Below are 19,783 nucleotides of genomic sequence, written 5' to 3'. Positions count from 1 at the left end.
GGGTTTCCCCATGTGAGAGTAGGTCATCGTCAAGATTAAATTCCGAAACCCCTATCTGCTGACGCAGGTAGGGGTTTTGTTTTATGCGAACAATAAAAAGGGGTGACCTGAGGTCATCCTTTTTTATCTCCATCAATCAAGCCTCTGGCACCGGGCAGCTTAAATCACCTTCCTTACATTTGAGGTAGGTTTTGAACGCCTCGACCCGCGCCTTCGTCAGGGCTGTAATGCACTCATTGTGGACCATCGGATAGACGCTGCCGCCCTCGACGCCGGACGCAGAAAAGCTGCATTCGGCGTCACGGAAGTCGATCCAGGCACGTTGCGCCTTGACCAGCAGTCGCTTGGCCTCGGCATTGTCCTTCAGGCGCGCTGTGATCTGCTTGTACAAACTGTTCAGTTCCTTGTCGGCAGCCTTGTTCTCCTGGGCTGCGCACTGGTTCATGTCACCTTGGGTCACAGCATCGGTGCAATCCTCTGCCTGGACAGCGCTGATGAACAACAGCGGAATCAGGGGTAGAAGCAAACGTGCGGACTTCATCATCTCTCCTTGAGTTGAAGGGGTAAGACTGCCGGGGAGTGTACTCAAACAACGCGCCGATACAACTTTTCGGTTGGTCTTGTGGTCTTACAGGCCTAGTGTTGAGCACAGGAGGTGACCCATGCATCTATCTGATCGTATCGAAAGAAAGATCTTACTGAAGGCGCCGCGTTCGCAGGTCTGGCGAGCCCTGGCCAATGCAGAAGCTTTTGGTCAATGGTTTGGCGTGGAGTTGGCGGGTAAACGCTTCGTCGCAGGTGAGCGCACCCAAGGGCAAATTACCTATACGGGTTATGAGCATCTCGTTTGGGATGTGCTGGTGGAGCGCGTCGAACCCGAGCGAGTGTTCTCGTTTCGCTGGCATCCTTATGCTGTGGAGCCGCAGACTGACTATTCCCAAGAGGCCGAGACGCGAGTGCAATTCGAGCTGGAAGATATGGATGGCGGTACCTTGCTAAAGGTAGTCGAGTCGGGGTTCAACGACATTCCCGAGGCGCGTCGACTCAAGGCTTTCCGGATGGACAGCCGAGGCTGGGATGAGCAGATGGCCAACATAGAGGAATTCTTGAGCAAAGCATGAGGTTCCCCATAAGACGGTGTGCTGGGCTTGGAATCAGGTTTTCCTGGGCGCTCTAAGGGTTTTCGGAAGGGTGGGTATGGCGAATGTCTTACATGACTTGGTAGCTATGTCCTCTGTTTCACTTTGGATCCGAGGCGTAATCTTCACTCATCCACTGAAGCACAGGGAGTGCTGCAGGATCAGGGAAGATCGACCTTGCAAGGATGGCTATCGACAGGGAGTCGTAATGGTCTTGGAAAAACCCGCTTCGGCGGGTTTTTTTTCGCCTGTTATAAAGCTTCAAATGTGCTGTATAGCGAAACGCTTACACACTAGCGGTGCATTGTCGTCTTGGACCAAGGCATCCGCGGGGCTAATCTGTTTTCACCCACTGAGCACAGGGAGTGCTTGGGGTCACGGATGATGGGACCAGGCATGGAGTGCCGGACAGTGAGTCAAAATGGTCCTCAAAAACCCGCCTAGGCGGGTTTTTTTTCGTCTGGAAGAAAGTCGTACTCATATCATGCCAAGCACCTGGCCATGGTACGGTCCGAACCATCAGCGGCGAGCGCTTGCCCACCAGGCGTACGGTCCGCGCCATCAGCCGCAAGTGCTTGGCCCATAGGCGTACGATCCGTCCCGTCTGCCGCTACTGAATGTTGATGGTCGTTCGCTTGGGTGAAGAAACGGTCCTGTTGCTGGCTCGGCAAAGCAAAAGCCGTGGCGCTCAGGACGAAGGTAATAATGGCGATTGAGTATTTCAAACTTTTCATGGCAATGACTCCGGTCATAACAAGGGGGTAAGGGCCGGGTCGTTCAGATGCGAAATCTGGCTGAACCCGTTGCAGCCCGGACGGTTGCCTTGCTGCGTGAGTTCAGAGTAGGGACCATGAGTGGGAAGACGTTAGACGGAAACTGCCTTGCGTTTGCCTGATCCTGTTCGCAGGCAGATTCAGACAGTGCTGGCCTGTAAAGCCATGGCGCGCAAGCGAGCGATGTCCTTGCTTGGCGAGGCGCCAAATAGACGGCTGTATTCCCGACTGAACTGCGAAGGGCTTTCATAGCCCATCTTGTAGCCTATTGACGAAACGTCGCTGTTCTCGGCAAGCAATAGGCGCCTGGCTTCCTGCAGGCGCAACTGTTTCTGATATTGCAGCGGGCTCATCGCGGTCACTGCCTTGAAACGATGATGCAGTGCCGAGGGGCTGAGATTGATCATTTGCGCCAGGCTGTCGATGCTCAGCGGTTCGGCGTAATGCGTATTGAGCCATTCGATGGCGCGGCTGATACGGTGGGTCTGGGTGTCAGGAATGGCAATTTCATGCAGTCGCCTGCCTTGGGCGCCCCGCAACAGTCGATAAAAGATTTCCTGCTGCGCCAAGGGCGCGAGGGTGGCGATGTCGTCGGGGCTGTCGAGCAACCGCAGCAAGCGCAACATTGCGTCGAGCAAGGGCTCGTCGATGCGGTCCAGGAACAAGCCGCGACCGGACCTTTCGGTCGGCACGCCGATGGGGCTGGCGTCGGCGATCAGCCGACAGATCTGAGCGGGATCGATGTCCAGGCGAATGCATAGGTACGGTTGCTCGGGGCTGGCCTCGATCACTTGGCCGGCCAGAGGCAATGTCACTGAGACCACCAAATAATTGAGCGGATCATAAACGTAGCGCTCATCAGCCAGGGTCACTTCCTTGCGTCCTTGGACAATGACGCATAACCCTGGCTTATGCACGACATGTAACGCTTCGGTGGGTTCGTCGCTGCGGATCAGATGCAAGGCGTCGATGGCGGTGGCGTGGACGCCGTACTCCGGCGCGTAGCGCTTCATCAGGTTCGCCAGCTCGGCGCGACGCAGGTCTACGCCATTATCAGGCGTGATGGTGATGGACGTGGATACCGACATGCCGATCAATCTCCCTGGCCAATTCAATGGATCGCGCTAGTTAAGCTGATTGCAACCGCTACGACCAGAGGCGTTATCGTTACAGGATCGTGCAAATGCGCAGGAGGATCCGGCTAACCGAAGCGTCGGATGGCTTCTTAATCTGGACCTGTCAAAACGCTCCCGCCGGGAGCAACGCATCCAGACGAGGAAACCAACATGTCCAATATTCAAGACAAAGTAGTGGTCATTACTGGCGCCAGCAGCGGGATTGGTGAGGCGGCGGCGCGGCTGTTGGCCGCTCGGGGGGCTTGCGTAGTGCTTGGCGCCCGGCGGGTGGATCGCTTGCAAACGCTGGTGCATGAACTTGAAGCCGCGGGCCACCGGGCTGCCTGCAAAGCCGTGGACGTGACCCGTCGCGACGATGTCCAGGCCCTGATAGATTTTTCCGTCGAAAAATTCGGCCGGCTCGATGTGATCATCAATAACGCCGGTGTCATGCCGCTCTCCAAGCTCGAAGCGTTGAAGGTCGAGGAATGGGACCGCATGATCGACGTCAACATCCGTGGCGTGCTCCACGGCATTGCCGCCGGCCTGCCGCTGATGCAGCGCCAGCGCAGCGGCCAATTCATCAACATCGCCTCCATCGGTGCCTACACGGTCAGCCCGACTGCCGCTGTGTATTGCGCCACGAAGTTTGCCGTGCGGGCAATCTCCGAAGGTCTGCGCCAGGAAGTGGGTGCGGATGTCCGGGTGACGGTGGTTTCCCCTGGTGTAACCAAGTCTGAACTAGCCGAGAGCATTTCCGACGAGGGCGGACGTGCCGAGATGCGTGAGTTTCGCAGGATCGCCATTCCCGCCGAAGCCATCGCACGGGCAATTGCCTACGCAATTGATCAACCAGCGGACGTGGACGTTAGTGAATTGGTGGTGCGACCAACGGCCAGCCCGTTTTAACGCCGAAACCAACAGGGGAGCTGCTTTCATGAGAAAGGTAATCGGAGACCAAGACAAGTTTGTCGGCCTGTGGGTGACGGCCGATGGCGTGATTCGCCATCGGTTGCTCCCCGGCGGGCGCTACGACGAAGCACGGGGCGCCCGGGAAAGTGCCTACCAAGGTGACTATTGGCTGCAGGACGACCATATCGAATACCACGACGACACCGGTTTCACGGCCGACGGGGATTTTCGTGATGGCGTGCTGTATCACGCGGGCATGGTGCTGTATCGCCAGGAAGTCTAAGCCATCCAAGCCAGGCACTTGATCGCAGTGCCTGGCCAAGACTTTTACGCAGATTTCAACCGTGCCGCGGCCCGCTGGGTGATCTGCGAACGCACCCGGAACGATTCTGCCGAACGGCGATTGGCTTCTTCGAGCACCTGCGGCGGTGCGGTGTCTGGGCGGCCTGCGGTGAACGGCGGAGCCGGGGCGTATTCAAGCTGCAGTTGGACCAGCTCGGCAGTGTCCTGGTCGAACAGCTCAGCTGCCAGCGTCAAGGCAAAATCGATACCCGCCGTGATGCCGCCACCGGTGAACACGTTACCGTCGCGTACCACGCGGTCCATGACCGGCGTCGCACCCAACGGCTGCAACAAGCTATGGAAGGCCCAGTGCGTAGTGGCGCGCTTGCCGCGCAACAGTCCCGCCGCGCCGAGTACCAGCGAGCCGGTGCACACCGACGTGATGTACTTGGCGTGGGCAGCCTGGCGCTTGATGAAGGCCAGGGTCTGCTCGTCTTCCATCAACGGGCCGACACCGCTGCCGCCGGGCACGCAAATGACGTCGAGGTCAGGGCAATCCTCGAACGTGACGGTGGGCAGCAGGACCAGGCCAGTGCTCGCGGTAACAGGCGCCAGGTCTTTCCAGATCAGGTGCACCTTCACATCCGGCAACGAGGCCAGCACGTCATAAGGGCCGGTGAGGTCCAGTTGCTGGACCTGGGGAAATAATAGAAAGCCAATCTGCAATGTCATGTCGCTTGCTCCTTTGGATGATGGTGCCCGAGGGGTGGACGTTTTCACTGTAGGCTCGTAGGATCTGGCGTATTCGCCAATAAACCCACGAATCACGCCAATATGCCCAATACGCCGAAATCCATTCATGTGCTGGCCTTCGCCAGCGTTCAGGTGCTGGACGTCACGGGGCCCTTGCAGGTATTCGCGTCGGCCAACGATCTGGTCCGTGGGCAAGGATTGCCGGCGCCTTATGCGCCGACGGTCGTTGCTGCTGGTGGCGGGGCGGTGATGTCGTCGGCGGGGTTGGCGCTGATGGCCGAGCCGCTCCCCGACGATGACAGCGACACGTTGTTGATCGCGGGTGGTTGGGGCGTATACGAAGCCGCCAAGGATCCGGCCCTGGTGGCCTGGGTCAAGCACCAGGGGATGCGCTCGCGCAGGGTCGCGTCAGTGTGTACCGGTGCGTTTCTGTTGGCGGCCAGTGGGTGGCTGGATGGGCGCCGGGTGGCGACTCACTGGACTCGTTGTGAACAACTGGCCCAACAACACCCGCAACTGCAGGTCGAACCCAATCCAATTTTCATCAAGGATGGCCCGGTCTGGACCTCGGCCGGGGTTACGGCTGGGATCGACCTCGCATTGGCGCTGGTCGAAGAGGATCTGGGCCGGGCGATGGCCTTGGAGGTCGCGCGGCACTTGGTGGTCTTTCTCAAGCGTCCCGGCGGGCAATCGCAATTCAGCGCCACCTTGGCGCTACAAAAACAGGGCGGTCGCTTCGATAGATTGCACGCCTGGATCGCCGAGCACCTGACGCGGGACCTGGGCTTGTCGAGCCTGGCCGCCGAGGCGGGCATGAGCGAACGCAGTTTTGTTCGCCATTACCGCGCCGAGACCGGCCAGACCCCAGCCCGCGCCGTGGAACTGATCCGCGTCGAGACCGCCCGCCGCCTGCTTGCCGACAGCGCGGTGCCGGTCAAGCGTGTCGCCCTGCAATGTGGCTTCGGCAGCGAAGAAACCCTGCGCCGCAGCTTTTTGCGAGCCGTGGGCGTGACGCCCCAGGCCTATCGGGAGCGGTTCAACGCTCAAGCAGATCCAGTAACGCCTTGACCGTGGCCTCGGGGGCCTCCTGAGGAATGTTATGGCCGACGCCGGCCAGTACGCGGCGTTCATAAAACCCGCTGAAATGCCCGGCATCCCCATCGTCCGCCGATGGTGGCCCCACACCGTCATCGCCGCCGCACAGAGCGATGCTCGGCACGCTGATGAAAGGTTGCTCCGTTAGTTTTTCCTCCATCCACTCGAGCGTCGGATCCCCCGGCGCGTACATGAAACGATGCCGGTAGGAGTGAATCACCACGTCTACAAAGTCCGGGTTCTCGAATGACGGCGCGGTGAGCGGATACAGCTCGGCGCCGCGTTTCCAGGTTGGCGACCAGAGGCGCCAGAGCAATTGGCACAGTTCACGCCGATTCTGCGTCAGGCCTTCGACGCCCCGGGCGGTGTGAAAGTAATACTGATACCACAGGCGATATTCATCTTCGGGCCCCAGCGGTTGGGTCGAGCCAGGAATGTCCTGCACGATATAGCCGTCGCCCGCGACCAGGCAGCGCACGCGTTCGGGCCACAGGGCGGCGACGATGCAGGCGGCGCGGCCACCCCAGTCATAGCCGCACAGCGCCGCTTGGGGAATGTCGAGCGCGTCCATCAGGTCGAGCAGATCCTGCGCCAACGCGGCCTGTTGGCCGGAGCGGGCGATGGCGGGATTGTTGAACCGGGTTGGGCCGTAGCCGCGCAGGTACGGCACGATGACCCGATAGCCGCGTTGGGCCAGGACCGGGGCAACCTCGTCGAAGGTACGCGGATCATAGGGGAAGCCGTGCAGCAGGATGATCGGCTCGCCGCTGGCAGGGCCGTGTTCTTCGTAGGCGATGCGCAGCAGCGGCGTCACCGCGAAATTGACCTTGGGCGCAGATGTCATGTTGGTCTCCGGCTTCAATCGGTTGGGGTCAGGCGGGCTCCTGGTTCACGTATTTGGCCCGGTCTGGCGTGAACGTCACGACCATGTTCGTGCTGGAGCAGGTCAGCGTGCGCTCCTGGGTCAGGTCGATGTCCAGGTCTTCGCCACGCAGGCCCTGCCATTGCGCCAGATACTTGAGACAACCGAACTTGGCGGTTTTCTTCAGGCTGCGGCTGACCCCGCCTTTCCAGCCCAGCACCGGCAGCTCACCGTCCAGGCAGCGTTGCGCCAGTTCGGGAAACCTCGCTGCCCGGTCGCGACCGATTTCCCAGCATTTGATCAGGCCCTTGTCCTGTTCGTCCCAGAGCTCTTCGCGAGTCAGCCCTGACCGGGGCTCGGTGGTGATGGAGCGTTTGATATGCGTCATGTCGGTCCTTGAATCAGGCTTTATCGGGCAGCTCCGCTGCACCCTTGCGTGCATCGATCTTAGGAGAGGGTTGCGGGGCTGGCAACCTGTAGCCATCGAAATGCGTTTAGCTTGGAAAGCAGATCCAACGTGGCGAGGGAGCTTGCTCCCGCTGGGTTGCGAAGCGACCCCAAAGTTTCTGAATCGAAAAGCGGCGTCTGCTGCGCAGCCGAGCGGGAGCAAGCTCCCTCGCCACGGGAAATGTGTTCCTACAAAAAGTGTGGCGAGCCGGAAATTTCCGACGAGTCGTGTCGGTTGGTGGTTAGGAAGCGGTGAGGATAGGCTTTGTCCGTCGCTGCAAAATCAGCGACCGGGTTTGGTCACCTGTTCGAAGTCAGGCGCATATGCGCAACTCAGCATCTCGGCGCTTTTGTCGGTATGCTTTGCGGCGGGCTGTGCGCGGGGCACTCTCTAGTGCGCCGGGTGCCTGACTTCCCGGTTGACCAACCTGCGTATAGCCCACCACCCTCGTTTGGTCACGAGGTGGGTGAGCTCACTATCAAGTCAGGAGTTTCACAATGGTCAAAATCACCCCCAACCCCCCCAAAAAAGCCGAAAACCTATCCAAGTACACCCGCTTCGACTCGCAAGAGCAGCGCGAAGCAGCCGACCGGGCATTGGATATCCATCTGTCTCCAGAAGCCGCCGCCAAGCCCGACACCGAGGACGGCCAGATATTTACCGTGGTCAAGGGCCTCAACACCGAATCCATACTGACCACCCTCAGCGAAACCCTGGCTTCTGCCAATGCCATGGCCAGCGACTTGGCCTTCGACCTGGAAGGCTCGCGAAGGCATGTGGCGCTGGGGCTTCAGCAGTTGATCGAGTTGGGAACGCTGCTGGCCAATCGGGCATTGGATGACATTGAACTGCCCCAGCCACCACGTTAGCCAACACACCGCAGGCCCTTGTGGCGAGGGAGCTTGCTCCCGCTGGGTTGCGAAGCGACCCCAAAATTAAAAGCGGCGTCTGCTGCGCAGCCGAGCGGGAGCAAGCTCCCTCGCCACGGGATTATCTTCCGTCATAGTCGCAGCTCACGGCTGCCAATGATTTTTCTCCCCACTCAACTTGCGATCCAGGAAACTCGCCGCGCTGATCAGTGCCAGATGGCTCAACGCCTGGGGCAGATTGCCCAGGTGATAACCGTGGCTGTCGAACTCCTCGGCATACAACCCCAGCGGATTGGCGTAGCGCAGCAGTTGTTCGAATTCCAGTTGGGCTTTTTCCACGCGGTCGGCGCGGGCCAGGCATTCGACGTACCAGAACGAGCAGGCGACGAATGAACCTTCGGTGCCGATGAGTCCGTCAATGGAGTCTTCGTCGGTGCGGTAGCGATAGACCATGCCATCGCGCACCAGATCTTTTTCGATGGCGTTCAGCGTCGACAACCAGCGCGGGTCGCGGGCGCTGACGAAGCGTACCAGCGGCATCAGCAACATCGATCCGTCCAGGGCGGTGCTGCCCAGGCGCTGGACGAAATGCTGGCGTTCGTCGTTCCAGAAGTTCGTCCAGATGTCTTCGTATATGGCTTGCCGGGTCTCATCCCAGCGGGCAAACGGGGCGGGTAGGGAGCGTTTGCTTGCCAAGCGAATGGCGCGGTCCACGGCGACCCAGCACATCAGCCGCGAATGCAGGAAATGCTGCTCCTCGCCGCGCATTTCCCAAATGCCAACGTCCGTGTCCTGCCAGGTTGCGCACACCTGGTCCACCACATCGACCGTGTGTTTCCAGCCCTGATGGGAAATGGCTTCGCCGTATTTGTTGACCAGGTACACCGCGTCCATCAGCTCGCCGAAAATGTCCAACTGCACCTGTTTGTACGCCTGGTTGCCGATGCGCACCGGCCGCGCGTTGCCGTAGCCGCTCAGGTGTGTCAGTTCGGTTTCGGGCAGTTCAAGCCGACCGTCCAGGCCGTAGAGGATGTTGAGTTTGGTCGGTTGATCGCGGCAGTCGCTGACCCGACCGCGCAGCCAGCGCATATAGTTGTTGGCTTCGTCGATAAAGCCCAGGCGCATGAATGCGTAGACGGTGAACGAGGCGTCGCGGATCCAGGTGTAGCGGTAATCCCAGTTGCGTTCGCCGCCGCGTGTTTCCGGCAGGCCGAAGGTGGCGGCGGCGAGGATGGCGCCTTGTTTACGTGAGGTCAGCAGTTTCAGCGCCAGCGCGGAGCGGTTGACCATTTCTCGCCAGCGGCCGCGGTAGTTGGACTGGCTGATCCAGCCGCGCCAGAACGCCAGGGTTCGTTCCAGGCACAGCGTGCTGGTGTCGTCCACCAGGCGCGGGTCGTCGATACCCCCGAGAAGAAACTCCGCCGTCTGGCCTTGCGCCAGGGTGAACTCGGCTACCGCCGCCTGGCCGTCCAGCGTCAGTGGCTGGTCGGCGCACAGGCGCAGGCTCGGTTGCTGCGCGGCTTCGAAGATGACGTGATCGCCGTCCTGGCGGGCCGTGGTCGCGGCGCGGGAATAGTCATGGCGCACCGCGCAACGCATGCGAAACGTCGCGCTGCCGACCGTCATGCGCACCCGACGCATCAATACAGGCAAATCGTCCTCGCTGTCGCCGATGGGCAGCAGGTCGGTGATTTCCACCACCACGCCGTCGCTCAGCCAGCGGGTTTGCAGGACGTTGGTGTCGGGCAGGTAGATTTGCTGGCGACGGGCGTCCGGCACGTCCGGCGCGAGTTGAAAGATGCCGGCCTCGGGGGTGTCCAGCAGTGAACAGAAGATCGATGGGCTGTCGAATTCCGGCCAGCAGAAAAAATCCACGCTGCCACGATCGTTGACCAGCGCGGCGGTGCGCATGTCACCAATAATCCCGTGATTCTCGATGGGGCTTTGCGGTTCGTCATGATCAACCATTGCCACGGAACCCCGGATAGAGGCTCATTCCGCCGTCGATGAACAACGTAGTGCCCACGACATAGTCGGACAAGTCCGACGCCAGCCAGACCACCGCGTTGGCGACATCTTCCACATCGCCGACCCGACCGTAGGGGATGAGCTCCAGGATTTTCTGCTCCTTGTCGCCTTCCATGGCCTCGCGATTGATCGCCGTGCGAATGGCACCGGGGGCGATGCTGTTGATGCGGATGCGCTGGTGGCTGGTTTCCTGGGCCAGGGTCTGCATGAGCTGGTCGATGCCGCCCTTGGACGCCGCGTAATTGACGTGGCCGGCCCAGGGAATGCGCTGATGCACCGAGCTCATGTGGATGATCTTGCCAGCGGCCCGGGACACGCCCTGGCGAATGCCCTGGCGGTTGAAGATGCGCAGGGCGGCGCGGGCGCAGAGGAACTGGCCGGTGAGATTGACGCCAATGACGGTGTTCCAGTCGTCCAGGCTCATGTCGACGGCGGCGGCGTCTTTTTGCAGGCCGGAGTTGGCGACCAGGATATCCAGCGTGCCGAACGCGTCGAGGGTCTGGGCGAACAAGCGTTCGACGTCCTGCTCCTTCGACACATCGGCACCGATGGCGATGGCTTGGCCGCCATCGTCGTTGATCTCGCGGGCCAGCTCTTCGGCCGGGCCGGCGCTGGAATGGTAGTTGAGCACGACGGCGGCTCCGGCGGCCGCCAACGCCCGGGCCGAGCCAGCACCGATGCCGGAGCTGGCGCCAGTGACCAGGGCGACTTGTCGGGCGAGGGAAATCTGCATGAGTAGCACCTTGAGCTGAGGGCCTTACTTGCTGACTGACGCCAGGTGCCGAGAGTTCATTTGTCGGAAAAGTCTTCACATTTCACCCACAGTTTTGCGCTTTCCCCGGTACGTTCGTTTATGGCAAGTTGCAGGCCCTTGTTGAGGCCGCGTCCCATGGCAAACCCCTACCGTGAATTGTTCACCGCCCCTGGCAGCCGCGGCTTCGTGCTGGCGGGGATGGTCGCGCGCATGCCGATATCGATGACTGGCATCGGCCTGATCACCATGCTTGCGCAGCTCAAGGGCGGCTATGGATTGGCCGGCGCGGTGGCGGCGACGTTTGCCTTGGCGACGGCGTTCTGCGCGCCTCAAGTGTCGCGACTGGTGGACCGTTTCGGCCAGCGACGGGTGTTGCCGGTGGCGGCGTTGCTGGGCGGTGGGGCGTTGTTGATGCTGCTGTTGTGCACACGATTGCAGGCGCCCCATTGGACGCTGTTCCTGTTCGCTGCCTTGGCCGGTTGCATGCCCAGTATGTCGGCGATGGTGCGGGCGCGCTGGACCGAGGTGTATCGCGGCCAGCCGCAATTGCGCACCGCTTACGCGTTGGAGTCGGTGCTGGACGAGGTCTGCTTCATCGTCGGGCCACCATTGTCGGTGGGTTTGTGCGTGGTGGCATTTCCAGAGGCGGGGCCGCTGGCCTCGGTGTTGCTGCTGGCGATCGGCGTGACGGCGTTTGTCCTGCAGCGTGGCACCGAACCGCCGGTGCATCCGCATCAGGCGCATCATCAGGGCTCGATCATCGGTTCGGGCGATGTGCTTTTGCTGCTGTTGTTGATGCTCGCCATGGGGATCATCGTCGGGGTGGTGGACGTGGTCAGCGTCGCGTTCGCCCAGCAGCAGGGGCAACCGGCGGCGGCGAGTATCGTGCTGTCGGTCTATGCGATCGGCTCGTGCCTGGCCGGGCTGGCGTTCGGCGCGTTGCGCTCGAAACTGCCGTTGCCGCGGCTGTTCCTGTACGGCGGGGTGGCGACGGCAGCGACCACGCTGCCGCTGTTGTTGGCGAGCAATATCCTTGGGCTGTCATTGGCGGTGTTCGTCGCGGGGTTGTTCTTTGCGCCGACGCTCATCGTTGCGATGGCGCTGGTGGAACGTATCGTGCCACCGGCCCGGCTGACCGAGGGCCTGACTTGGCTGGTGACCGGCCTGAGCATTGGCGTGGCAATCGGCGCGGCCGGTTCGGGATGGCTGGTGGATACGTTTGGCGCGCGCAGTGGGTTCTGGCTGGCGATTGCGGCCGGGGCGGTGGTGCTGGGGGCGGCGGTGCAGAGTTATCGGCAGCAACAATGAACGCATAGCACTGTGGCGAGGGGATTTATCCCCGCTGGACTGCGCAGCGGTCCTAAATCCTTCTGCTTGATATTATCAAGCTAAACGCGTTGTTCTTTTGAGGGGCTGCTACGCAGCCCAACGGGGATAAATCCCCTCGCCACAAGGGAACAGCTCCGCTAGCGCTGTTACCAACCCCGACCCGAATTCACCCAGAAATTCACCGACAGTGACGTGGACATCGATTCCACCTGGTGAAACCAACCCTCGCGTGGCAGCCGGCCTGGGTGTGGCTGCTGGCCTTGACCTCGGACCAGAACGCTTGGCGCGGGCCGAACACGAATTGGAAGACGCCTTCGATGCCAACGGCGCCGGCATTGGCGAACAGCTTGCCCAGGATGGTTTGCAGGTCCACGGCGGTCACTCTTGCGGGTTTTGCTCTTAGCAGGTAACGAGGGCCTTGATCAGAAATTTACCCTCGCCGCCCGACCATCGCCCTAGCGCGTCGCGACGATGAACAACCTTGGAAACGGCAGCAGGACCGAGCCATCGTCCAGGGTCGGATAGGCCTGTTCGATGGCCTTGAGGTATTGGCTCAGATAGTCCTCGCGTTGCGCTTCATCCAAGGGTTCGAGGAATGGGCGCAAGCCGCTGCCCTTGAACCATTCCACGATTCCCGAGGCACCACCGGCCAGAGGATGGTGGTAGGTGGTGCGCCACACGTCGACGCGGCTGCAATGGGGTTTGAGGATCGAATAATAGGTGCTGGCGTCCTCCACCTCGGTTCGCGAATCAGCTGCGCCGGCCAGTTGACCGGCCCAGGGGCCGCTGGCAGCGATGTCTCGCATCAAGCGGTGGGACGGCTGGTGCAGGGTGTCGGGCATCTGGATCGCCAGGCTGCCACCTGGTGTGAGTTTATTCACCAGTGACGGCAGCAGGGTAGCGTGGTCCGGCAGCCATTGCAGTACGGCGTTGGCGAAGATCACGTCGAAGGGCCCGCTTTCGTTCCATCGGCCGATGTCTGCCGTGTCGAATGTGACGTTGGGCAAGCGCTTGCGGGCGGCTTCGACCATATCGGCGGAACTGTCCAGGCCACGCACCGTTGCGTCGGGAAAATGGTCCACCAACAGTTCGGTGGAGTTGCCGGGGCCGCAGCCCAGGTCGATCACCTGGCGCGCCTGTACCGGCGGGATCGCCGCCAGCAGATCGCGGGAGGGGCGGGTGCGTTCCTGTTCGAAAGCGACATATTGTCGGGCGGACCAGCTCATTGTGTTCTCCTTGGGCAGACTAAAGCCTTGGGGCGGGCATTATAGGCCGCATCCGGACGCGGGGCCGGTGACTAATTTTCCACGGCCCGGCCTCGTTATTCTTTTTATTCAAACGATCGGAGAAAACCGCAGTGACCCAATTGACCCTGCTGTGCCTGCCGTACTCAGGCGCCAGCGCGATGGTGTACAGCCGCTGGCGGCGCAAGGTGCCACAGTGGCTGACGGTGCAGCCCGTGGAATTGCCCGGGCGCGGGGCGCGTTTCGCCGAGCCGCTGCACACCGACGTGGGGCCATTGGCCAAGCAACTGGCGCGCGAGCTGCACCCGACGCTTCAAGCGCCTTACGCCGTGTTCGGCCACAGCCTGGGTGCGTTGCTGGCCTGCGAACTGGCCCATGCCTTGCGCGAACTGGGTTGTCCGGAACCGGTGGCGCTGTTTGCCTCGGGCACTGCGGCGCCGACGATGCGCGCTGATTACGATCGCGGCTTCGCCGAACCGAAAACCGATGCCGAGCTGATCGACCAGTTGCGCACCCTCAATGGCACCAGCGAAGAAGTGTTGGCCAACGAAGAGCTGATGGCCCTGACCTTGCCCGTGCTGCGGGCGGATTTCCTGCTCTGCGGGCGCTACCAGCCGCGGCTTCGGCCACCGCTGAGCTGCCCCGTGCATGTGCTCGGCGGCACTGCCGACAAGGCCACCACCGAACAACTGATTGGCTGGAGCCGGGAAACCTGCGGCAGTTTCTCCGTGGACATGCTGGCGGGCGGGCACTTCTTTATCCATGAGCACGAAGCCCGGGTGCTGCGGCTGATCAAGGATCAATTGAGCGTGCATCATCGCCGGCATGGCCTGGCGATCAGCGCATGAGCTGATCTCCAGACTTGCCGCAAGACAATCCGTTGCGAAGGTTGGGGGATTGGTCTCAGCCGTGGAATACCAGGAACAACAGCACGATATTCACGACCAGCGACACCAGCGCCAAGGTCCGCCAGACCTTCAGCGGTTCTCTCTCCAACAGAGGGCGGGGCCTTACGCTCAAGCTGCGGCGTTCGCCCTGTTCCAGCAGCAGCAACCATTCCTCGGCGGTTTCAAAGCGCTGGCCCGGGTCCGCCGCGACGGCACGTTCAAGGCTCTGCCCAAGCCATTCGGCCAGGTCCGGCCGATAGCGGCTGGCACTGACCGGCACGCCGAAGCGCGGGCGTTGGAAGGCTTCGACTTCGCCGTAGGGGTAGTGCCCGGTCAGCAGGAAATACAAGGTCACGCCGACGGAGTACAAATCCTGTTGAGCGGTCGGCGCGGCACCACCAAAGGCTTCCGGGGCAATGTAGCTGGGCGTGCCAGGCAGAATGTTGGCCTGGTCCTCGGACAAGCCTGGGCAATACGCTAGGCCAAAATCCAATAGACGAAGTTCGCCGTCGTCGCCCAGGTGCAAGTTTTCCGGCTTGATGTCGCGGTGGTAGATCTGCCGTCGATGCAACAGGCCCACCGCCCGTACCAGCCGCTGCGCGAGGTCCTGCCATTGCGCCAGGGGCAGCGTGCCGGTCCGGTCGAACAGCTCGGCCAGGGTCATGCCCGGATATTCGCGCATCACGTAGTACAGATGCTGGCGCTGGGGCACGCCATGCACTTCGGGAAACTGCCTGCCGGCGACTCGCTTGAGAAACCATTCTTCCGACAACAATGCCTGCCCAGCCCGGGAATCGTCCCGCAGCTGTGCAGGCAAGGTTTTCAGCAGCCAGGGTTGGCCCTGGCCGTCGTGGACCCGGTAAAGCAACGATTGCTGGCTCTGGCCGAGCAAACCTTCGATCTGCCAACCCTCGAAGGCCTGGCCGGGTTTCAGCGTCGGCGGCAACGGCCACTGCTGGAGCTGGATCAACGCATCGCCGATGCTGGCTTCGCCCAAGGCATCGACGCGCACCAGCAACGCACTGGCGTTGTCCTGGCTGCCGGCCAGGTGGGCGGCGTTCACCAGTGTCTGGGCCGCGAGTTCGAGGTCTGGCTGGTCACGCAGAATGCCAGCGATGGCGGTGTCGCCGAGTACTGCCCACACGCCGTCACTGAGCAGCACGAAGGTCTCGTCCTCGCGCAGTTCCCCGTCGAGGAAATCCAGGATCAGGTGTTGATCCAGCCCCAGGGCGCGCTTGAGCACATGTTGCATGCCCTGTTGTTCCCAGACGTGATCTTCGCTGATCCGTTGCAGATGATCGGCTTGCCAACGGTAGACCCGGCAATCACCGACATGGGCCAGGGTGAAGCGCCGGCCCCGCAGCACCAGCGCGCTGACGGTGGTGAGCAGCGGTTGCCCGCCACCGTTGGCTTGCAGCCAACGGTTTTGAGCCAGCAACAGCCGGTCCAGCGCCTGGGCCACGCCCCAGGTTTGCGGCGTGGAGTAGTAATCCAAGGCCAGCGCTTGCAAGGTCGAGCGGGCGGCCAGTCCGCCATCGGCGCATTGGCTCACGCCGTCGGCGATGGCGAACAGGTAACCCTTGCTGGCGGCCAAGGCCGGGGCGGGGGTGACCAGGCGCAGGGCGTCCTGGTTTTCTTCCCGGGGGCCGATGGCGCTGGCCTCGGCGAAACTCAATTGCAGGCTCATGGTTGCAGGTTATACCCGAGCGGCGGTGACGGCGGCCGAACCCCAAGTGGTTCTCCAGCGACGCTTGACGCCGTGCAGGCCGAACCAGGCCAGGACACCGAGGCTGGCGAACAACCACAACGCCAGTTGATAGCTGCCGGTGCTCTGCTTGATCGCACCCATGCCCGCCGCCAGGGCGAAGCCGCCGATGCCGCCGGCCATGCCGATCAAACCAGTCATCACGCCGATTTCGCGACGGAAACGTTGTGGCACCAGTTGGAATACCGCACCGTTGCCTGCACCCAGACCGAGCATGGTGCACACGAACAGTGCCAGCGCCGCGTAGGAACTTGGCAGGTTGAAACCCACGGCAGCGATGCAGATAGCCGCCACGGTGTACATGCCCAGCAAGGTGCGGATGCCGCCGAAACGGTCTGCCAGGGCGCCGCCCAGTGGACGCATCAAGCTGCCACCGAAGACGCAGGCGGCGGTGTAGTAGCCGGCGGTGACCGGGCTCAGGCCGTATTGGTCGTTGAAGTAGCCGGGCAGGGCGCTGGCCAGGCCGATGAAGCCGCCGAAGGTCACGCTGTAGAAAAACATGAACCACCAGCTGTCGCGATCGCCCAGGGCCTTGAGGTAATCAGCCATGGATTTGGCCTTGGGACGCTCGGGGGCGTTCTTGGCCATCAAGCTGAAGGCGATCAGGGTCAGGATCAGCGGGATCAGCGCGAAGCCGAACACATTGGTCCAGCCGAACGACACCGCGAGGATCGGCGCGGCCAGGGCGGCGAACACGGTGCCCGAGTTACCGGCCCCGGCGATGCCCATGGCCTTGCCCTGATGTTGCGGCGGGTACCACTGGGACGCCAATGGCAGCGCCACGGCGAACGAGGCCCCGGCCATGCCCAGGAACAGACCCAGCAGCAGGGCTTGTTCATAGCTGTGGATGCCGAGTTTCCAGGCACAGAACAAGGCACCGATCACGATGACCTGGCCGATCATGCCGGCGGTCTTGGGGGACAGGCGGTCGGCCAGCAATCCCATGAACAGGCGCAACACCGCGCCGGCCAGAATGGGCGTCGCCACCATCAAGCCACGTTGTTGGGTGCTCAAATGCAAATCGGCGGAGATTTGCACCGCCATCGGGCCGAGCAGGTACCAGACCATGAAGCTCAGGTCGAAATAGAGGAAGGCCGCGAACAGTGTCGGGGTATGGCCGGATTTCCAGAAGCTTGAATTCATCGCGCACCTCAGCTGTAAAAGTCTCGAGAAATGAGTCAGTGCTTTGAGCAGTGCGCCGCCTGTGGTCGCACCACCGGTCCCGCAGGACCAAAACAAAAAAACGCCGCAACCCGGATTGCTGGAGGGCAATGGGGTATGCGACGTCTTTGTCGTAGGTGGGGCAACCGCCGTTGGTTACCTGTGGGGTGGGTTAAGCGAGATCTGTGCCAACCTGCGAGGTAGGGGTAGGGCCATTCGCGAGCAGGCTCGCTCCCACACTTGGCCGGGGAGCGTCGCAAATGCTGTGTTTAACCTCAAAGCCCTGTGGGAGCGAGCTTGCTCGCGATGACGGCGGGTCAGTCGATATCAATGTGAAAGTCAGACCGCTTTCGCGAGCAAGCTCGCTCCCACATGTGGAGCGCGGTCTTCTGTGGGAGCGAGCCTGCTCGCGAATGGGGCAGGCCAGGCGCTGCAAGGCTTTCAGCCGAGCAATTCATTCATGGCGATAATCTGCTCCGCCACCTGGATCAGCTTCTGCTGTCGACTCATGGCCTGGCGGCGCATCAGGGTGTAGGCCTGTTCCTCGTTGCACTCCTTCATTTTCATCAGCATGCCCTTGGCCAGCTCGATGCGTTTGCGTTCGGCCAGTTGCTGGTCCCGGGCCAGCAGTTGGGCGCGCAGGGCCTGGTCGCTTTCGAAGCGGGCCATGGCCACGTCGAGGATCGGTTGCAGGCGCGCGGCATGGATGCCTTCGACGATGTAGGCGCTGACGCCCGACTTGATCGCCTGGCGCATCACATCCGGGTCGTGCTCGTCGGTAAACATGACGATCGGTCGGGGTTGGTCACGACTGACCAGCACCACTTGCTCCATCACATCGCGCCCCGGTGACTCGGTATCGATCAGGATCACGTCCGGACGCACTGTTTCGACGCGCGCCGGCAGGTCGATGGTCAGGCCGGATTCGTCGATCACTTCGAAGCCGGCTTCAATCAGGGCTGCCTTGAGACGCCCGACTTTTTTCGCGGTGTCGTTGATCAGCAGGATACGCAGCATGGTCGTGGCTCCTGTCAGCGGCTGGCGAGAAGGGGAGCCGCATCGCTCAAGGCGTGCAGTTTGAAGCTGCGGGCGTACCCGGCCGGATCAGTGCCGTCCCAGGTCGTGCCGTCGATCAGTTGGCTGCTGCGCATGTCCTGGCCAGGGGACGTCATGCCCAGCGCCGCGGCGGCTTCACGGTACAGGTCGAGCTGCTGGACCTGGCGGGCGACGGCCAGGTAGTCAGGGTCTTCGCGCAACAGGCCCCAGCGGCGGAACTGGGTCATGAACCACATGCCGTCAGACAAGTATGGCAGGTTCACCTCGCCGCCCGCGTGGAAGCGCATGGCGTGGGGATCCTGCCAGCTGTTGCCCAGGCCGTCCGCATAAATGCCCAGCAAGCGCGGCTCGATGCAGTCGAGAGGCGCGTCGAGGTATTCGGGCGCGCTCAACAGTTGTGCGGTGCTGCGACGGTTTTCAGTGCTTTGCTCGATGAAGCGGCTGGCTTCCAGGATCGCCATCATCAGCGCCCGGGCAGTATTGGGGTATTGCTCGACGAACGCGCGGGTGCAGCCGAGGACCTTTTCCGGGTGGTCGGGCCAGATGGTCTGGGTGGTCGCCAGGGTAAAACCGAGGTTTTGCTTCACCGCACTGGCGCACCAGGGCTCGCCCACGCAAAAACCGTCGATGCGCCCGGCTTGCAGGTGCGCGACCATTTGCGGCGGCGGCACCACGACGCTGTCGACATCCGATAGCGGATGGATGCCCTGGGCCGCGAGCCAATAGTAGAGCCACATGGCATGGGTGCCGGTGGGGAAGGTCTGGGCGAAGGTCAGTTTCGGGCGAGTTTGGTGCACGTGCCGTTCCAGTGCTTCAGGACTGGTCACGCCTTGGGCCTGGAGGCCGTGGGACAGGTTGATGCTCTGGCCGTTCTGGTTCAGTCCCATCAGCACGGCCATGTCCGTCGGCGCGACGCCGCCAATGCCCAGGTGAACCGCGTAAATCAAGCCGTAAAGGCTGTGGGCGGCATCGATTTCACCGCTGACCAGCTTGTCCCGCAGGTTGGCCCAGGACGCCTGGCGCTTGAGATTCAGGGTCAGGCCGTAGGGTTGGGCGAAGCCTTGGGTGGCGGCCACCACCACCGGGGCGCAGTCACTCAAGGCCATGAAGCCGAGGTTGATCGCGCTCTTTTCCGGGGCATCGCTGCCGTTGACCCAGGCCAGGGGCGTGGCTGGAACTTCATTCATCGATATCACCTTCCACATAAAAAAGCGCCGTGTCCTGGCCAGGGGAGGCCGGACGCCGACGCCGTTGTCCTTTGAAACAGTGCGGCACTCATTCCGTCGTTGGCATGGGCGCTGATGACCAAAA

Annotated in this window: 20 protein-coding genes and 1 pseudogene; 7 read left to right on the top strand and 14 right to left on the bottom strand. The window is 61.9% G+C overall.

Going from position 1 to position 19,783, the window contains the following annotated elements:
• Window positions 1-136: 136 nt before the first annotated feature.
• Window positions 137-541, bottom strand: coding sequence for a lysozyme inhibitor LprI family protein (locus tag FHK92_RS04315; protein WP_181286974.1), 405 nt, complete (start codon window positions 539-541; stop codon window positions 137-139).
• A 121-nt stretch (window positions 542-662) separates the two neighbouring features.
• On the opposite strand from FHK92_RS04315, the gene FHK92_RS04310 reads away from it, so the two are divergent.
• Window positions 663-1,121 (top strand): SRPBCC family protein, encoded by a 459-nt coding sequence (locus FHK92_RS04310; RefSeq protein ID WP_181286973.1) that lies wholly within the window; start codon window positions 663-665, stop codon window positions 1,119-1,121.
• A 500-nt stretch (window positions 1,122-1,621) separates the two neighbouring features.
• Here the strand turns inward: FHK92_RS04310 and FHK92_RS04305 are convergent, their stop codons facing one another.
• Window positions 1,622-1,873, bottom strand: coding sequence for a hypothetical protein (locus FHK92_RS04305; protein WP_181286972.1), 252 nt, complete (start codon window positions 1,871-1,873; stop codon window positions 1,622-1,624).
• A 179-nt stretch (window positions 1,874-2,052) separates the two neighbouring features.
• A complete protein-coding gene (locus tag FHK92_RS04300; protein WP_181286971.1) occupies window positions 2,053-3,000 on the bottom strand; it encodes an AraC family transcriptional regulator in 948 nt (315 codons plus the stop codon).
• Window positions 3,001-3,198: 198 nt separating this feature from the next.
• On the opposite strand from FHK92_RS04300, the gene FHK92_RS04295 reads away from it, so the two are divergent.
• Window positions 3,199-3,936, top strand: coding sequence for an SDR family oxidoreductase (locus FHK92_RS04295; RefSeq protein WP_181286970.1), 738 nt, complete (start codon window positions 3,199-3,201; stop codon window positions 3,934-3,936).
• Window positions 3,937-3,964: 28 nt separating this feature from the next.
• A complete protein-coding gene (locus FHK92_RS04290) occupies window positions 3,965-4,222 on the top strand; it encodes an Atu4866 domain-containing protein (RefSeq protein WP_181286969.1) in 258 nt (85 codons plus the stop codon).
• Window positions 4,223-4,266: 44 nt separating this feature from the next.
• Here FHK92_RS04290 and inhA read toward each other — a convergent pair whose 3' ends face one another.
• Entirely contained in the window at window positions 4,267-4,953 is a 687-nt protein-coding gene (gene inhA, locus FHK92_RS04285; protein ID WP_181286968.1) for an isonitrile hydratase, read from the bottom strand.
• A 102-nt stretch (window positions 4,954-5,055) separates the two neighbouring features.
• Between inhA and FHK92_RS04280 the strand changes: the two genes are divergently transcribed.
• Complete coding sequence (locus FHK92_RS04280; RefSeq protein ID WP_181286967.1) at window positions 5,056-6,042, top strand: GlxA family transcriptional regulator; 987 nt, start codon at window positions 5,056-5,058, stop codon at window positions 6,040-6,042.
• On the opposite strand, the gene FHK92_RS04275 is transcribed toward FHK92_RS04280, so the two are convergent.
• Both FHK92_RS04275 and FHK92_RS04270 read right to left on the bottom strand, forming a co-directional pair.
• A complete protein-coding gene (locus tag FHK92_RS04275; protein ID WP_181286966.1) occupies window positions 6,011-6,913 on the bottom strand; it encodes an alpha/beta fold hydrolase in 903 nt (300 codons plus the stop codon). The genes FHK92_RS04280 and FHK92_RS04275 overlap by 32 nt on opposite strands.
• A 28-nt stretch (window positions 6,914-6,941) precedes the next feature.
• The gene (locus tag FHK92_RS04270; protein ID WP_181286965.1) at window positions 6,942-7,319 is read right to left on the bottom strand and encodes a hypothetical protein; all 378 of its coding nucleotides are present in this window, start codon (window positions 7,317-7,319) and stop codon (window positions 6,942-6,944) included.
• A gap of 557 nt (window positions 7,320-7,876) precedes the next feature.
• Between FHK92_RS04270 and FHK92_RS04265 the strand changes: the two genes are divergently transcribed.
• Window positions 7,877-8,248, top strand: coding sequence for a DUF6124 family protein (locus tag FHK92_RS04265; RefSeq protein WP_181286964.1), 372 nt, complete (start codon window positions 7,877-7,879; stop codon window positions 8,246-8,248).
• Between the two features lie 144 nt (window positions 8,249-8,392).
• Here FHK92_RS04265 and FHK92_RS04260 read toward each other — a convergent pair whose 3' ends face one another.
• Entirely contained in the window at window positions 8,393-10,216 is a 1,824-nt protein-coding gene (locus FHK92_RS04260; protein ID WP_181286963.1) for a glycoside hydrolase family 15 protein, read from the bottom strand.
• The gene (locus tag FHK92_RS04255; RefSeq protein WP_181286962.1) at window positions 10,209-11,009 is read right to left on the bottom strand and encodes an SDR family oxidoreductase; all 801 of its coding nucleotides are present in this window, start codon (window positions 11,007-11,009) and stop codon (window positions 10,209-10,211) included. Before FHK92_RS04255 ends, FHK92_RS04260 begins: the two co-directional genes overlap by 8 nt.
• Window positions 11,010-11,165: 156 nt before the next feature.
• On the opposite strand from FHK92_RS04255, the gene FHK92_RS04250 reads away from it, so the two are divergent.
• Window positions 11,166-12,338, top strand: coding sequence for an MFS transporter (locus tag FHK92_RS04250; RefSeq protein WP_181286961.1), 1,173 nt, complete (start codon window positions 11,166-11,168; stop codon window positions 12,336-12,338).
• Between the two features lie 247 nt (window positions 12,339-12,585).
• Here the strand turns inward: FHK92_RS04250 and FHK92_RS04245 are convergent.
• Window positions 12,586-12,732, bottom strand: a pseudogene (locus tag FHK92_RS04245) (cupin-like domain-containing protein); the annotation flags it as partial.
• A gap of 82 nt (window positions 12,733-12,814) precedes the next feature.
• Entirely contained in the window at window positions 12,815-13,585 is a 771-nt protein-coding gene (tam, locus tag FHK92_RS04240; protein ID WP_181286960.1) for a trans-aconitate 2-methyltransferase, read from the bottom strand.
• A gap of 131 nt (window positions 13,586-13,716) precedes the next feature.
• Between tam and FHK92_RS04235 the strand changes: the two genes are divergently transcribed.
• Window positions 13,717-14,451: a thioesterase II family protein gene (locus FHK92_RS04235; RefSeq protein WP_181286959.1), complete on the top strand. Its 735-nt coding sequence runs from the start codon at window positions 13,717-13,719 to the stop codon at window positions 14,449-14,451.
• A gap of 55 nt (window positions 14,452-14,506) precedes the next feature.
• Here FHK92_RS04235 and FHK92_RS04230 read toward each other — a convergent pair whose 3' ends face one another.
• From FHK92_RS04230 to FHK92_RS04215, 4 genes are all read right to left on the bottom strand, one after another.
• Window positions 14,507-16,177, bottom strand: a complete 1,671-nt coding sequence (locus tag FHK92_RS04230) for a bifunctional protein-serine/threonine kinase/phosphatase (protein ID WP_181286958.1) — start codon at window positions 16,175-16,177, stop codon at window positions 14,507-14,509.
• A gap of 9 nt (window positions 16,178-16,186) precedes the next feature.
• Window positions 16,187-17,398, bottom strand: coding sequence for a nitrate/nitrite transporter (locus FHK92_RS04225; RefSeq protein WP_181286957.1), 1,212 nt, complete (start codon window positions 17,396-17,398; stop codon window positions 16,187-16,189).
• 459 nt (window positions 17,399-17,857) lie between these two features.
• The gene (locus FHK92_RS04220) at window positions 17,858-18,433 is read right to left on the bottom strand and encodes an ANTAR domain-containing response regulator (protein WP_025212689.1); all 576 of its coding nucleotides are present in this window, start codon (window positions 18,431-18,433) and stop codon (window positions 17,858-17,860) included.
• Between the two features lie 14 nt (window positions 18,434-18,447).
• Window positions 18,448-19,659, bottom strand: a complete 1,212-nt coding sequence (locus tag FHK92_RS04215) for a CmpA/NrtA family ABC transporter substrate-binding protein (protein ID WP_181286956.1) — start codon at window positions 19,657-19,659, stop codon at window positions 18,448-18,450.
• Window positions 19,660-19,783: the final 124 nt, after the last annotated feature.

This window comes from Pseudomonas brassicacearum subsp. neoaurantiaca (assembly GCF_013608025.1).
Classification (GTDB): Bacteria; Pseudomonadota; Gammaproteobacteria; order Pseudomonadales; family Pseudomonadaceae; genus Aquipseudomonas.
The sequence above is the reverse complement of the archived record's forward strand: the minus strand, read 5'-3'. Positions and strand labels throughout refer to the sequence as shown.